Here is a 13,136-nt window from a genome sequence, read left to right as displayed (position 1 = left end):
GCCTGGCGGGCGGGGGCATCGAGGTCACGATCTCCTGGCGGGGAGCAGGCCGTGCGGCCAGCCTCCGCTCTTTCCCCAGCACGCTAGGTGAATCCGGAATTGGCTTCAAGCACCCCACCCGGCGGCTGGAGCGCCGGTTGTCGGGTCCGGGCCACGTCCCACGGGCCGGGGAGCGAACGGGCACGCACACGGTCTTCTCCCTCCGACCTGTCCCCCACACCCATCACCCCTAGCTTTTTCCCAGCGGGGGGCCGCCCAGGTGACACCCCGTCCCACTCACATCATCCGGGAGAGATTCCATGAAGAAGCTCATTGGGGTTTTCGCGTCCGTGGCGCTGCTGGGTTCGGGCGTGGCCTTTGCCCAGGACAGCGCGACGCAGGGCTCGCAGCAGCCGTCGACGTCGTCGGGCAGCATGCAAGGCTCGTCCGGCAGCAGCGCGGGCAGCTCCGATGCCATCGGCGGCTCGGGGTCGTCCGCCGCGCACTCGACGGGTTCGTCCTCGTCGAGCATGACGGGCTCGAACGAGCTGACGGGCAAGGTCGTCAAGAGCGACAGCAAGAAGGTCTACATCAGCAGCACCGGCGGCGCGGTGGTGCCCCTGGACATCGACAAGAACACGCAGTTCACCGACCCGAGCATGAAGAACGCCAAGAGCCTGAAGGAGGGCCAGGAGATCCGCGCCAGCTTCCAGGTGAAGGACGAGAAGAACATGGCGACCAGCATCTCGCCGAGCCAGGGCACGGGCGGCTCGGGCTCCGACGCGATGTCGCCGGACTCGTCCATCAACCAGGGCGCGGGCGGCTCGGGCATGGATGACAAGAACCAGGACATGGGCCAGGGCAACGACTCCACGATGAACCCGGACACCGGCTCCAGCACGGGCTCCAGCAGCTCGCCGAAGACGTACTAGCCCGCCTCTCCCCTCCCCTGTCCTCCTCCCGCCTGGGAGGGGGGCACCGGCTCGCGGCCCTCCGTTCGTCGGGTGGGCCGCGGGCGTCTTTTCCGTGATGGGAACTCCGCCCGGGCGGAGCAGGAGCGGCATGGATCACGAGGCCGACGTCGTCATCCTGGGCGCGGGCGCCGCGGGGCTCGCCGCAGCCGAACGATTGATGGCCAGGGGCCTGCGGGTCATCGTGCTGGAGGCGCGCGACCGCGTGGGCGGCCGCGTGGCGACGATCCGGGACACGGTGGCGGATGTGCCCCTGGAGCTGGGGGCCGAGTTCGTCCACGGAAAGCCCGCCGCGCTGCTGCGGCGCATCCACCGGGCCGGGCTGACGGTGAGCCCCTGTAACGACACGCATGCGCTCCTGTGGCGGGGGAAGCTGGACGACGGGGAGGAGGCCTTCGCGTTTCAGGAGCCCCTGATGTCGGCGAAGGCGCCCGACCGTCCCATGGCGGACTGGGTGGTGGAGCAGGCACGCATCCACAAGTGGCCGCCCGTCGTGAGCGCGATGGCGCGCTCGTATGTCCGGGGTTTCTACGCGGCGGATCCGGACGTCGCGAGCACGCTCGCCATCTCCCGGATGGAGCGGACCGCGGAGGCGTCCGGAGGCACGACGCCTTCACGCGTGCTGGAGGGGTACGACCGCGTGCTGCACGCGATGGCCGCGAAGCTGCTCGCGAAGCCGGACACGCTGTTCCTCAACGCCGTGGCCGAAGAGGTGCGCTGGAAGCCGGGCTCGGTCCGTGTGCGGGCCCGGACGCGGCAGGGCACCCCGCTTGGGACGTTCCAGGCCAGGCACGCGGTGGTGACGCTGCCCGTGGGCGTGTTGCAGGCGAAGCCCCCCGCCCCTGGCGCCGTGCGCTTCGTGCCGCGCGTGCGGGCGCAGGAGCGCGCATGGAACCGGTTGGCGATGGGCGCCCTGGTGAAGATCCTCCTGCGCTTCCGCACGCCATTCTGGCGGGAGCAGGAGGCCACCGCTCGCTTCGGCTTCTTCCATGCGCCCGCCACGCCGTTCTCCACGTGGTGGACGCTGGCGCCCCACCGGCGCACCCGGCATCTGGTGGGCTGGAGTGGAGGCCCCACCGCCGCGTCGCTGTCCCGCCTGAGCGACCAGGCGGTGCTGGGACGCGCGCTCCAGGGACTGTCGCAGCTCTTCCATCGCTCCGTGCGAGAGCTGAACGAACAGCTGGAGGCGTGGCACGTGCAGGACTGGCAGGGCGAGCCGTACACGCGCGGTGGCTACGCGGTCATTCCCTCGGGGGCGATGGACGCGGTCGAAGCGCTCGCCACGCCCGTGGGCCGGACGCTCTTCTTCGCGGGTGAGGCCACTCACGCGGGTGGCGATGAGGGCACCGTGCATGGGGCGCTCGAGACAGGTCGGCGTGCGGCGGACGAGCTGTTGGCCCGGCGCTCGTAGGCTTGAGCCTCCGTCGCCCTCCAGGCGGGCCAGCGGGCGGAGGGGCGGTGGCCGCGATGTGGCAGCGTTCGCGCGTGGACATGTTCACGGCATGCGCCTCTGGATTGCCATCGTCGCGGGATTGAGCCTTGGACAGACGGTGGAGGTGGAGCCATTGCCTCCGAAAGACCCGTCCGTGAGGGACCCTGCCGCCGCCGCGCTGCAGGATGCCTACGAGCAGGCCGCGGACGACCTGGACGGTGCGCGTCCTCCACAGGGCTATGTCGTCCAGAACCCGTCGGACCCGACCGAGAGCAACTACCGCACGCTGACGCCGATGCTGCCCGATGGCAGCGCGCCGGTCACTTCGGGCGAGGTCGCGGTCCAGCAGTCACAGAAGTACGTGGCTCCTCCCGTTCCTACGGTCTTCGACCAGCAGGCCGCATCCAATGAACCGGCGGCGACGGCTGAATCCCAGCCCCAGTCGGGCACGGGTGGCGCGGGCGCGGCAGGCACTTCTTCGACCGAGGGAGGAACCACTGCGGGACAGTCCGATACCGGCGCGGGCGCGGCTGGGACGTCGCCGACCGCCGGGCCCACGGGCGCGAACGCCCCGGGCTTCGGTGGCACCTACGACACGGGCGCGTCGTCCTCGGCAGCTCCGGGCAATGTCGCGTCGGGCAGCTCGGGTGTGCCCCCGCTGGATTCATCACGCGTGACGGTGCAGGAGCCGGGCACCGCGACGGGTGGCTCGGGTGCCGCCGGGACGACGGGGACCGGGACCGCCGCGCCCGAAGCCGCTACCGGTGGCGCGGGGACCGCCGGCACGACGGGCACCACCGCCCCAGGGGCCGCGACGGGCAACGTGGGAGCCTCTGGCACGACGGGGGCCTCGACTCCGACCACGCCGCCGGCCACGGGTGGCGCGGGGACGGGGACCGCCGCTCCGTCGGGCTCCACCGTTGCGCCTTCGACGGGGACGACGGCGCCGGCCCAGGGTGGAACGTCCGCCGTGACGCCTTCGGATCAGACGACGCAGGTCCCGTCCGCCCAGCCGCAGGCGCAAGGGACCGCCTCGAACGCCAACGCGGCCAACGAGGAACTGAAGGCCCTGCGCCAGCGCGTCGCGGACCTGGAGCAGGATCTGGAGGCCCGCGACACGCGCGCCACGGAGCGCACCCAGGCCGTGCAGTCCCAGGTGGATACTCACGAACAGCGCGCCTACCAGGCCGAGCGCAGCCGGCAGCAGCGGCTGGCGCGCATCCAGTCCGGCGGCCAGTGGATGCTCGCGGCGGATCAGGCGCTGGAGCAGGGCGAGCTGGGCGTGGACAACGCACTGGGCATCGCCGACCAGGACTTCTCCGCCGTGCACCAGAGCGCCTCGACAGATGGGCAGGGCACCGTCGTGGTCCAGGCCGAGCGCATCCGCGCGCAGATCGCCCTCGCGCGGGACGCCGCCGGCCGCCGGGACATCTACGCCGCGCGCATCGCCCTGCAGAACGCGGGCTACATGCTGCAGTTGGCGCGCGCCGCGAGCCTGGAGCGCTCGGGCACGTCCAACTCCCTGCTCAATCCGTGATGCGCGGGGTGGTGCGGGCCGGCGCGTCCGCGGGCCTCGCGATGAGGTAGCCCTGCACGAAGTCCACGCCGTGCCGGCGCACCCAGGACAGCTCCTCGGCGGTCTCGATGCCCTCGGCCACGGTCTGGATGCCCAGCTGCCGGGCGATCTCCAGCAGCTTCTCCACGATGGACGCCTTGTAGGGGTCCGCGTGGACGCCTCGCACCAGCTCCATGTCCAGCTTCATGAACTCCGGCCGGAGCTGGTGGATGAGGTTCAGCGACGAATAGCCCGCCCCCAGGTCGTCCAGCGCTACCTTGAAGCCCGCCGCTCGGTAGAAGTCCACGATGGAGCGCAGGTGCGCGGCGTTCGCGGCCCGGTCGGATTCGATGATCTCGAAGACGACGTGCGACTCCGGGATGCCCGACTCGCGGATGGCGGCCACGGTGGAGCGCAGGCAGAAGGCCGGGTCGTAGATGGCCGTGGGCGTGAAGTTGATGAAGAGGTGCGTGCTCAGTTGGTGCCGCACCGCTTCGCGGATGGCGGTGGTGCGCGCGGCCAGGTCCAGCTGGAACAGCAGGTCCGCCTCGCGCGCCGTGTCGAACAGCCGGTTGGGCGGCACCAGCGAGCCGTTGCGGTCTCGCCCTCGCAGCAGCCCCTCGTGCGCGAAGATGCGGGAGGTGTCCTGCGCGTGGACGATGGGCTGGAAGAACGTGGTGAGCCGCGACTCCGCCAGCATGTCCACCAGCCACCCGGACTGATGCAGCGTGGTGAGGCGCTGCAGTGAGTCCACGCGCGGGAAGTCCGCCATGCCCGGCTCGCCGTCGCCCACGATGAAGAGGGCGCGCGTGCCCCGCACCTCCTCCGCCGTCAGCACGTTGGGCAGGTGCGAGGAGAGCTGCCGCAGGCCGCCCTCCCCCATCTCCACCACCACGCATTGCGCGTCGGTGCGCAGCTGGTAGCGGCCCCCCGAATCACGCAGGTGCGCCACCAGCTTGCCCAGGCTGTGGCCCAGCGGCGGCCACAGGAAGAGGCGCCCCGGTGTGTCGGGCGTCTCGGGCAGGGTCTGGCAGCGGCCACATCCGTTCAACAGGGTCATGAAACAGCCTTGGCGTCACGGGGTGTGGCGGAAGATGAGCAGTCCGCGCGTCGTGTCCCACCCATACACCAGCCCGTCCGCGACGTGAACGCCCTGGAGCCCTTCGAAGAAGCCCAGGCCCCGGCCGGCGTCGGTTTCGTTCCAGGTGTTGAAGTACCCGGCGGCCTTCGGCGTGCCCAGCGTGGACACGTCATAGACGCGCAGGCCGTCCTGGTAGTTCGCCACGTAGAGCGTCGTTCCGGACAGCGCCATGCCCCCCAGGGAGGCCTCCGGACGCAGCGCCAGTTCCCCGCGCTGGACGATGGCCTCCGGGTGGGTGGCGTCCAGCGCGAGCAGCGAGGAGCCCCAGGCGTCCGAGCCCTGGAAGACGACCGTGGCGTCCCCCAGCTTGCCCACCGCCAGCGCGCTGGTGGACGGACCGCCGAAGCGGCCCAGCAGCTTGGGGGCCTTGGTCGTCGCCACGTTCGTGAGGTCCGTCACCGTCACGCCGTAGCTCCAGTTGCTCACGTACAGGCGGCCGTCCTGCACGGCCAGGGCGTAGGGGTACTCGCCCAGGGTGGTGGACGAGCCTTCCACCGTGTAGCGCACCACGAGCGTGGGCGCGGCCGGCTGGGTCACGTCCAGCACGACGATGTCCGACTTGGGCTGCGGCGACGCGACGTAGAGCAGGTTGCCGTCCTTCGCCAGGGAGTCCACCCGCACCTCCAGGTCCGAGAGGAACGTCTTGTCGCAGAGCGGGACCCCGGGGTTCGCGGCCAGGTCGCAGATGCGCAGGCCCTTGGCGTAGGTGCCCAGGTAGAGCGTCGTGCCGCTGATGAGGGCGGTGGTGTACGTCTCCGAGGGGAACTTCTGCTCGGACACCAGCGTGGGGTGCGCGGGGTCCTTCACGTCGTAGACGAACAGGCCCTGGTCGCCCGCGGTCACGTAGGCGTAGCCGCCCGCCGTCACCACGCTGGAGGGCACGCCGCGGGGCAGCGCCGTCTGCCCCACGAGCGTCACGCGGTCGGACTCGGACTCGCCATCGCGCCGCGTCACGCGCGTGGCGGTGAAGGTGCCCTGACGCACGGTCGCCCCGTTGCGGCAGACGCGGGCCACGCCCAGCACCGTGCCGGGACCGGAGGCCTTGCAGCCCGCGAACGCGTAGCGCACCGCCGACCCGTCCGACCCCGTCACGTCGCTGGCCAGGTAGAAGGTGTCCGGGGTGATCTGCTTCGTCGTCATCGCCAGGCCGATGAGCAGCGGATCCCCGGGCGAGAAGCGGATCGCGGAGGGGCCCGTGTAGCCGTCCTCGAAGTTGATGTTGGTGTTCCAGATGCCTTCGGCCTGGACGACACTCAACGTCGACCGGTCACAACCGGTCAGGTCGATGGCTTCAACCTGACACTCGGCCTTGTTATCGGAACTGTCCTTGCCACAACCGAAGGCGAGGAACGCGGTAGCGGCCACGAGAGCGAAACGGTTCATTCCCTCCTCCATACCGGGCCATCCCGACCGGAGCCAAGTCCCCTGGCGCGCGCAGAGGGGGGCGGCCCGGGACGTCCACCGCAACGCAAAGAAACAAAACGACCGCTTGTGCGTTTCCGGTGGGAGAGGGAGCCTTCCTCCGGGCCCCTGACAGCCTGTCTCCTCGCCTTACCGAGGTGCTTTTTGAACCCCCGTCCGCACGTCATCGCCGTGCTGCTGGCCCTGCTCCTGCCGGAGCTCGCGCTGGCCCAGGTCTTCGTCGTTCCCCGCCGCGCGGGGAAGACGCCCGTGAACAGCTACGAATTCGAGTGGCGGCACATCGACATCCTCGTGGGGCCCGCCGCCACCGGCATGGCGAAGCCCACCGACCACACCGCGCATGATCAGCCACCCGGCACGCAGGGCGGCGCCAATCCGAGCGCGCCCACCACGTCGCCGGAGACGGGCGACAAGCAGTCCCCGCCGGGCGGCCCGGAGGTCACGCCTTCGGGCAACGTGCCCACCCAGGTCCCGGGTGATCGGATGCCGGCGACGGACGGCATCTCGCTGGACATGCGCGCGTCGGACGCGGGCGCCCCGCCGACGGTGCTGGGCCTTCCGGACGGCGGCATCCCGCCCCCGGGCGTCGTGGCCCTGGCGGACGGCGGCACGACGGGCGACGCGGGCACGGTCGCGGGCGCGGCCAGAGGGGACGGCGGCACGGTGTTCTCCGGCGCGCCGCTCCTGCTGGGAGGCACGGACGGCGGCTTCAACTACACCTACGCGAAGGACCTGGGCGCGAAGACGGGCGGCGTGCGCTTCTACTTCTACGAGCGCGAGCGCGACGTGGCCGAGCGGGCCGCCCCCATCATCGAGGAGGCGTACCGGTACCTGGTGGATCAGTTCAAGTACGTCCCCACGGAGACGTTCCCGTACATCCTCTACAGCAGCTACGCGGAGTTCCTCCAGACGAACGTGTTCGCGGTCTCCGAGGGCACGCTGGGCGTCACCTCCACGGAGGACCTGAAGCTGTCGCTGCCGTACCTGGGCGACCACCACCTCTTCGAGGAGATCAGCACGCACGAGATGGCGCACCAGTTCACCATCCAGAAGGTGCGCACCGTGGCCGAGCAGGCGAAGACCTTCGGGGATCCGCTGGGCGGCTATCCGCTGTGGTTCATCGAAGGCCTCGCGGAGTTCTACGCCAAGCGCGGGCTGGACCCCGAGGCGGAGATGATGGTGCGGGACCTGCTGGTGAACCCGGACCTGATGAAGGGCTACGCGTTCCTCGACTTCTTCTCCCCCGGGCCGTACGGCTACCTGTGGATCTACAAGGTCGGCCAGGCGCGCGTGGCGTTCCTGGAGGACGAGTACGGCGCGGGCATCACCCAGCGGCTGCTGGAGGAGGCGCCCCGGCTGGTGGGCGGCTCGCGCGACTCGCCGTCGCTCAAGTTCGAGGAGCTGCTGGAGCGGCTGACGGGGGATGACCCCAAGCGCATCTCCGCGCGGTTCGAGAACTGGCTCAAGCGCCGGGCGTTCAAGACGTACCTGGACTCCTCGCAGACGGCGCCCGCGCTGGACTCGCTGGACGAGACGCCGGGAATCGTCACCGCGATGGCCAGCGGGCCGGACGGCAACGTGCTGGCGCTGCGCACCATCGTGCCGGAGACCGGTGAGAGCCGGCTGTACCTGACGGATCCGCGCACGCCGGGCAAGACGGTGAAGGTGGCGGGCGACGGCGTGCCGGGCATTGAATCCCTGCACCCGGTGTCCGGCCGCAACTTCGCGCTGACCAAGGACAAGATCGCGTTCGTGGCGGAGCGCACCGGGCGCGACGTGCTGTACGTGCAGGACTACGTGCACATCTCCGAGAAGCGGGCCACGGACGTGCTGGTGAGACGCTCGGCCATCCGCACCGGCATCGGCACGGAGGTGGGCCTCAACGTGCAGCTGGACACGGGGGACCGGCGCCAGTACCGCATCGACAGGCAGGGCGTGCTGGCCATCTACTCGCCGGCCTTCTCCCCGGACGGCCGCTACGTCGCGTTCATCGGCATCAACGACGCGGGCCTGCGCGACGTGTACGTGGTGGACCTGACGCAGGGCGAGGACGCGAAGATCCGCAAGCTCACCGACGACGTCTTCGCCGAGCGGCAGCTCACCTGGGGCCCGTCGGGCATCATCTACACGTCCGACGCGACGTCGCACCGCAAGTACAACCTCTTCCGCATCAAGGCGGACGCGCCGGTGGGCCAGGCCGAGCGCCTCACCAGCGAGGAGCGCGACGAGGCGGATCCGCTGGCGCTGCCCGACGGCCGCCTGTTCTTCGTGGCCTACAACAAGAGCAGCTCCGACCTGCACGAGCGGCTGGCGGACGGCCGCATCGTGCGGCGCACCGACCTGACGACGGGCGTCTTCGAGCCCGGCCCCGGCCCCGACGGCGGCCTGTGGATGCTCTTCCACATGAGCGGTGAGCGGAAGCCTTCCCTCTTGCGCCCGCCGCGCATGCTGTCGCTGGAGAGCCCGAAGGAGCCGGTGGCGGATCCCCCCTCCCCGCTCGCCCTCAAGCCGCTCACCGACGCGCTGACCTACAACCCCTTCACCCGGGAGAACATCGAGCTGGGGCCCATCTTCGGCTTCGCGGGCGCGGGTGGCGGCGGCTTCGTGGGCCAGGTGTTCGCGTCCGCGTCGGACCGGCTGCGCGACCACCAGGTGGTCCTCACGCTGGCGGTGTACGGCTCCTTCGAGTTGACGGACGGCCTGCTGCTCTACGTCAACGACGAGAAGCGCGCGACGTGGGGCGGCGGTCTGTTCCAGTCGCTGCGCTTCCGCATCGACAAGACGTTCGACAACCTGCCGGCGAACCAGCGGCCGTTCTTCATCTCGTCGGAGCGCTACTTCGGCGCGTTGGGCAGCGTGCGCTACCCGCTCAGCACGTTCTTCTACCTCCAGGGCGACCTGAGCATCGGTGGCACGAAGTACTTCCTGGATGACTTCAACGAGTTCTACCTGGCGTTCCCGGAGCGCAACGAGGCGAACCAGGAGCTCCTGTCCGCGTGGCGCGCGGACAACCAGCACATCCGCTTCCAGACGGAGCTCAGCGGGCGCGTCGGGTACGACAGCATCAAGTACCACTACGCGACGGGGCCGCTCTCGGGCAGCTCCGTGCTGTTGGAGGCCACCGCCGGCGTGCAGCCCTTCGACGGGCAGGCGTACGGCAACCTGCGCCTGGACGCGGAGCGGTACTTCCCCATCTACGGCCGCACCAACTTCTTCGCGCGCCTGGGCGCGGGCACCACGGTGGGCGGCCGCTACGCGCGCTCCTACTACCTGTCCAGCTTCGACACCCTGCGCGGCGTGAACTTCGGCGACGAGCGGTGGCTCCTGGGCCAGCACTTCGTCTATTCCACGCTGGAGGCGCAGTTGCCCCTCAACGACATCATCCGGGTGGCCTTCCTGAGCGACCTGGAGGCCATCGCCGCGGTGGACATGGGCGGCGTGGGCGACGGCGCGAGGGACCTCTGGGACCACCGCGTGCTCAACGCCGTCGTCGGCTTCAACCTGTCGCTGGGGCCCCTGCTGCTGCGCCTGCACTTCGCACGGCCCTTCGACATCAACGCCGCCGCGGGCAAGCCCGACGAAGGCTGGGTGACGAACTTCTCCATCGGCGTCGCCGGCCTCAACGGCTTCTTCGACACCAAGGGGGACCGCAGGCCGGGGTCCTCCACGCCGGGGCCGGCGCTGATGCCCGCGCTGGGCGGCGGCTACACGACGCCCCTGGTGCACTGAGGATTAGGGGCGCGCTTCCCTCCTCGCGGGGAGGCGCGCTCCGTCAGGACTGCGCGGCGACGAGGGCGGCGTTGGCGCGAGCCAGCGGCCCTCCGTCATTGGGGATGCGCTCGAAGTCCCCGCGCAGGGCCTTGATGGCGAACTTCTCCAGATCAATCTCCCGGCGGGTGCGCACGCCCAGCCCGCGCACCAGCGCGGACAGGGGCCCGAAGCCGATGAGGCCGTGCTGGAGGAGCAGGGCCAGGGCGGCTCCGCCGAGCAGGCGAAAGCCCCCGCCGGACTTGCGGCCCAGCAGCAGGCTGGCCAGCGCCGCCCCGGAGACGCCCACGACCAGGGTCCGGTGCACGTCCCACTCGTGCTCCAGCTTGTCGAGGTACTGGCTCATCTCCGAGCGATCCCCCTGCTCCGCCATGTAGCGGACACACGACTCCACGTGCGCGTCGATGCGCCGGTTCACCGTGGAAGGCGCGTGGGTGCGCACGGCATCGGTCGAGGTCTGGTTCCAGGACTCCATCATCACTCCCTTGACGGACTCGGGCCGTCCTCCAGCCTGCTCCCAGGAAGCTAGGGCCGCCGGACGCGTCCGTGCACAGGGCGACTTCCCGCGGCCGTCGCCCGGTTGCCCGCCTCGGAGGTGATGACGCCTGCCTCGCCATCCTGGGAAGCAGGCCGGCAGGCGTGAGGGCGCTTTACGCACTCCGTCGGTGACTCCGGGTGACGGCAAGCGAGCATTCCAGGGAGGGAAAGAGTTTTCCTTCCCCGGGGTGTCCGCGTGCCCTGCTGACGCCTGCCCGACCGTCCTTCCCTGGCAGGGAGGGTTCCTTCTGGCGCCGTGGCAGGGAGGCATGCGGCTTGCTCAGCCCCCGGTCGATGATGCGTCTACGACTTCTGATCAGCCTCTCGATGCTGCTGGCCGCCTGTGGCGGCGGCACGTCGAATCCCGATGACACCGATCCCTCCGTGACGGATCCCGGCATCACGGACCCCGGCACGAACGACGGCGGGGTTCCCGACGCGGGCTCCACGGACGCCGGGACGGTGGACTCGGGAGTTCCCGATGCGGGCTCCACGGACGCGGGCACGGGCCCCGGGGATGGCGGGAGCACGGATGCCGGGACGGATCCGCAGCCGGTGCCGGAGGAGCAGCGGCCGTTCACGCTGCCGAAGGTCCAGACGTCGCTGCCGGAGTACGTGCTGATCATCCCTCCGGAGGCGATGGAGAAGTTCAACAAGGACCCGTGGACGGAGGAGCAGGACGCGACGTTCCAGGCGGGCGGCAAGACGTTCCCGGTGAAGGTGCGGCTGCGCGGGGCCTCGGCGCGCTTCTTCGCCAAGAAGAGCTGGAACGTCAGCTTCGCGGACAAGGACAAGTTCGAGGGCCGCACGTCGCTCAACCTCGTCGCCGAGTACGCCGACGCGTCGATGATCGCGGAGAAGATCTCCTACGACCTGCTGGCGGCCATGCGCGTGCCGGCGTCGAAGGCGACCTTCGTGCGGCTCAACGTGAATGGCCACTACGAGGGCGTGTTCCTGGAGGTGGAGCAGGTCAACAAGGCCTTCCTCAAGGCCAGGCAGTTCCCGGATGACGACGCGACCATCTACCGCACGGGCTGGAAGGACACGGAGTTCAAGACGTGGAAGGTGCCCTACCAGGGCGACTGGGTGAAGAAGACGAACGAGAGCGAGCCCGACGACGCGCTGAGGGACGTGCTGGACGTCATCAACCACACGCCGGAGCCGCAGCTGGTCACCGCGCTGGAGAAGAACCTGGAGGTGGAGTCCTACGTGCGCTCCATGGTGTTGGACGCGCTGATGTCCAACAACTTCGTGGAGGACTCCGAGAGCTACTTCATGCACGACCAGATCACCGGCCGCTGGCGCTACGTGCCGTGGGACCTGAACAACGTGGATGCCCGCTGGTGGTACACGAACACGGTGGAGGACCAGTCCGGATCCACGAGCAACATGAAGCACCCGCTGTTCAACTTCACGCTGCTGGATGGCTGGGTGGAGAAGATGTACCAGCAGCGCAAGGAGGAGCAGGGAAGCTACCCGGGCTACCTGCCGGTGTTCTCCAACCTGGGCACGCGCGTGGTGATGAACCCGGTGCTGCGCGCCCGGCTGGAGTCGCGGCTGGACAAGGCGCTGGACGAGCTCTTCACGCCGGAAGTGATGGATCCGTACATCGATCAGCTCCACTCGCTGATTGACGCGTCCATGAAGACCGACCCGTACATGGACTACGCGAAGTTCGCCGCGGGCAAGGCGTACATGAAGCGCTTCGTGAAGGTGCGCCGCGACTTCGTGATGGCGGAGGTGAAGCGGCTGAAGGCGCAGCAGTCCACGCTGGTGATGGAGGCGTTCGACCCTCGCGCGGGCTGGGTGGAGGTGGGCAACCACGGCACGCAGCCGGTGTCGCTCCAGGGCATGACGCTGACCACGAACCTGCGGGTGAGCCTGGCGGGAGGGAGCTACGCGCCCACCGTCGTGAAGGCCCCGACGGGCGCGGTGCTGGGCAACACGACAGTGGCGCCGGGCCAGACGGTGCGGATCACCGCCGCCTCGCTGGGCATCACCTTCCCTGCCAAGGGCGAGGTGGGCCTGTTCGACGGCAAGACGGTGGTGGGCGTGAAGGACGCGCTGTTCTACGGCGAGCTGCCCGCTGGCAAGCACTACGCCCGCGGCGCGGAGGGCTGGGAGGTGCGCTGAGTCGTCGCGCGGACACGGGTTGATGGCAGGACGTGCGAGGCGGGCGGGGACGGGTTAGTACCCGGACCATGCCCGCCTCTCGCGTTCTGGATGACCTGCTGCCGCGCCGCTCCGGTCCCCTGCCCCGCGTGGCCGTCATTGGCGCGGGCATGTCGGGGCTGGCGCTCGCGCGGGTGCTGGCGGGCGCGGGCTTCGGCG

Annotated in this window: 8 protein-coding genes; 5 read left to right on the top strand and 3 right to left on the bottom strand. The window is 70.1% G+C overall.

Translation table 11 applies throughout. The features are described from left to right. The first annotated feature begins 299 nt into the window (after window positions 1–299). The 3 genes from D7W79_RS27680 (at window position 300) to D7W79_RS27670 (ending at window position 3,919) form a co-directional block, all read left to right on the top strand. On the top strand, window positions 300–911 hold the full coding sequence (locus D7W79_RS27680; protein WP_120528397.1) for a hypothetical protein: 612 nt from the start codon (window positions 300–302) through the stop codon (window positions 909–911). Window positions 912–1,041: 130 nt separating this feature from the next. Further along, a complete protein-coding gene (locus D7W79_RS27675) occupies window positions 1,042–2,361 on the top strand; it encodes a flavin monoamine oxidase family protein (protein ID WP_158617056.1) in 1,320 nt (439 codons plus the stop codon). Window positions 2,362–2,452: 91 nt separating this feature from the next. Beyond that, a complete protein-coding gene (locus D7W79_RS27670) occupies window positions 2,453–3,919 on the top strand; it encodes a hypothetical protein (protein WP_120528395.1) in 1,467 nt (488 codons plus the stop codon). Here the strand turns inward: D7W79_RS27670 and D7W79_RS27665 are convergent. Both D7W79_RS27665 and D7W79_RS27660 read right to left on the bottom strand, forming a co-directional pair. Continuing rightward, on the bottom strand, window positions 3,909–4,997 hold the full coding sequence (locus D7W79_RS27665; protein ID WP_120528394.1) for an EAL domain-containing protein: 1,089 nt from the start codon (window positions 4,995–4,997) through the stop codon (window positions 3,909–3,911). The genes D7W79_RS27670 and D7W79_RS27665 overlap by 11 nt on opposite strands. Before the next feature lie 15 nt (window positions 4,998–5,012). After that, window positions 5,013–6,461 (bottom strand): LVIVD repeat-containing protein, encoded by a 1,449-nt coding sequence (locus D7W79_RS27660; protein WP_158617055.1) that lies wholly within the window; start codon window positions 6,459–6,461, stop codon window positions 5,013–5,015. A gap of 183 nt (window positions 6,462–6,644) precedes the next feature. On the opposite strand from D7W79_RS27660, the gene D7W79_RS27655 reads away from it, so the two are divergent. After that, complete coding sequence (locus D7W79_RS27655) at window positions 6,645–10,229, top strand: TolB-like translocation protein (protein ID WP_120528392.1); 3,585 nt, start codon at window positions 6,645–6,647, stop codon at window positions 10,227–10,229. A 43-nt stretch (window positions 10,230–10,272) separates the two neighbouring features. Here D7W79_RS27655 and D7W79_RS27650 read toward each other — a convergent pair whose 3' ends face one another. Next, a complete protein-coding gene (locus D7W79_RS27650; protein ID WP_120528398.1) occupies window positions 10,273–10,743 on the bottom strand; it encodes a hypothetical protein in 471 nt (156 codons plus the stop codon). Between the two features lie 356 nt (window positions 10,744–11,099). On the opposite strand from D7W79_RS27650, the gene D7W79_RS27645 reads away from it, so the two are divergent. Continuing rightward, window positions 11,100–12,938, top strand: coding sequence for a CotH kinase family protein (locus D7W79_RS27645; protein ID WP_120528391.1), 1,839 nt, complete (start codon window positions 11,100–11,102; stop codon window positions 12,936–12,938). Window positions 12,939–13,136: the final 198 nt, after the last annotated feature.

The sequence above is a fragment of the Corallococcus exercitus genome, assembly GCF_003611585.1.
Lineage (GTDB): Bacteria > Myxococcota > Myxococcia > Myxococcales > Myxococcaceae > Corallococcus > Corallococcus exercitus.
This window is presented reverse-complemented; position numbering and strand designations above follow the sequence as displayed.

Bases quoted from the DNA above. Each gene is read 5' to 3' on its own strand.
- D7W79_RS27660 (WP_158617055.1), bottom strand. From the start codon at position 6,461: ATGAACCGTTTCGCTCTCGTGGCCGCTACCGCGTTCCTCGCCTTCGGT.
- D7W79_RS27650 (WP_120528398.1), bottom strand. From the start codon at position 10,743: ATGGAGTCCTGGAACCAGACCTCGACCGATGCCGTGCGCACCCACGCG.
- D7W79_RS27680 (WP_120528397.1), top strand. From the start codon at position 300: ATGAAGAAGCTCATTGGGGTTTTCGCGTCCGTGGCGCTGCTGGGTTCG.
- D7W79_RS27665 (WP_120528394.1), bottom strand. From the start codon at position 4,997: ATGACCCTGTTGAACGGATGTGGCCGCTGCCAGACCCTGCCCGAGACG.
- D7W79_RS27675 (WP_158617056.1), top strand. From the start codon at position 1,042: ATGGATCACGAGGCCGACGTCGTCATCCTGGGCGCGGGCGCCGCGGGG.
- D7W79_RS27645 (WP_120528391.1), top strand. From the start codon at position 11,100: ATGATGCGTCTACGACTTCTGATCAGCCTCTCGATGCTGCTGGCCGCC.
- D7W79_RS27670 (WP_120528395.1), top strand. From the start codon at position 2,453: ATGCGCCTCTGGATTGCCATCGTCGCGGGATTGAGCCTTGGACAGACG.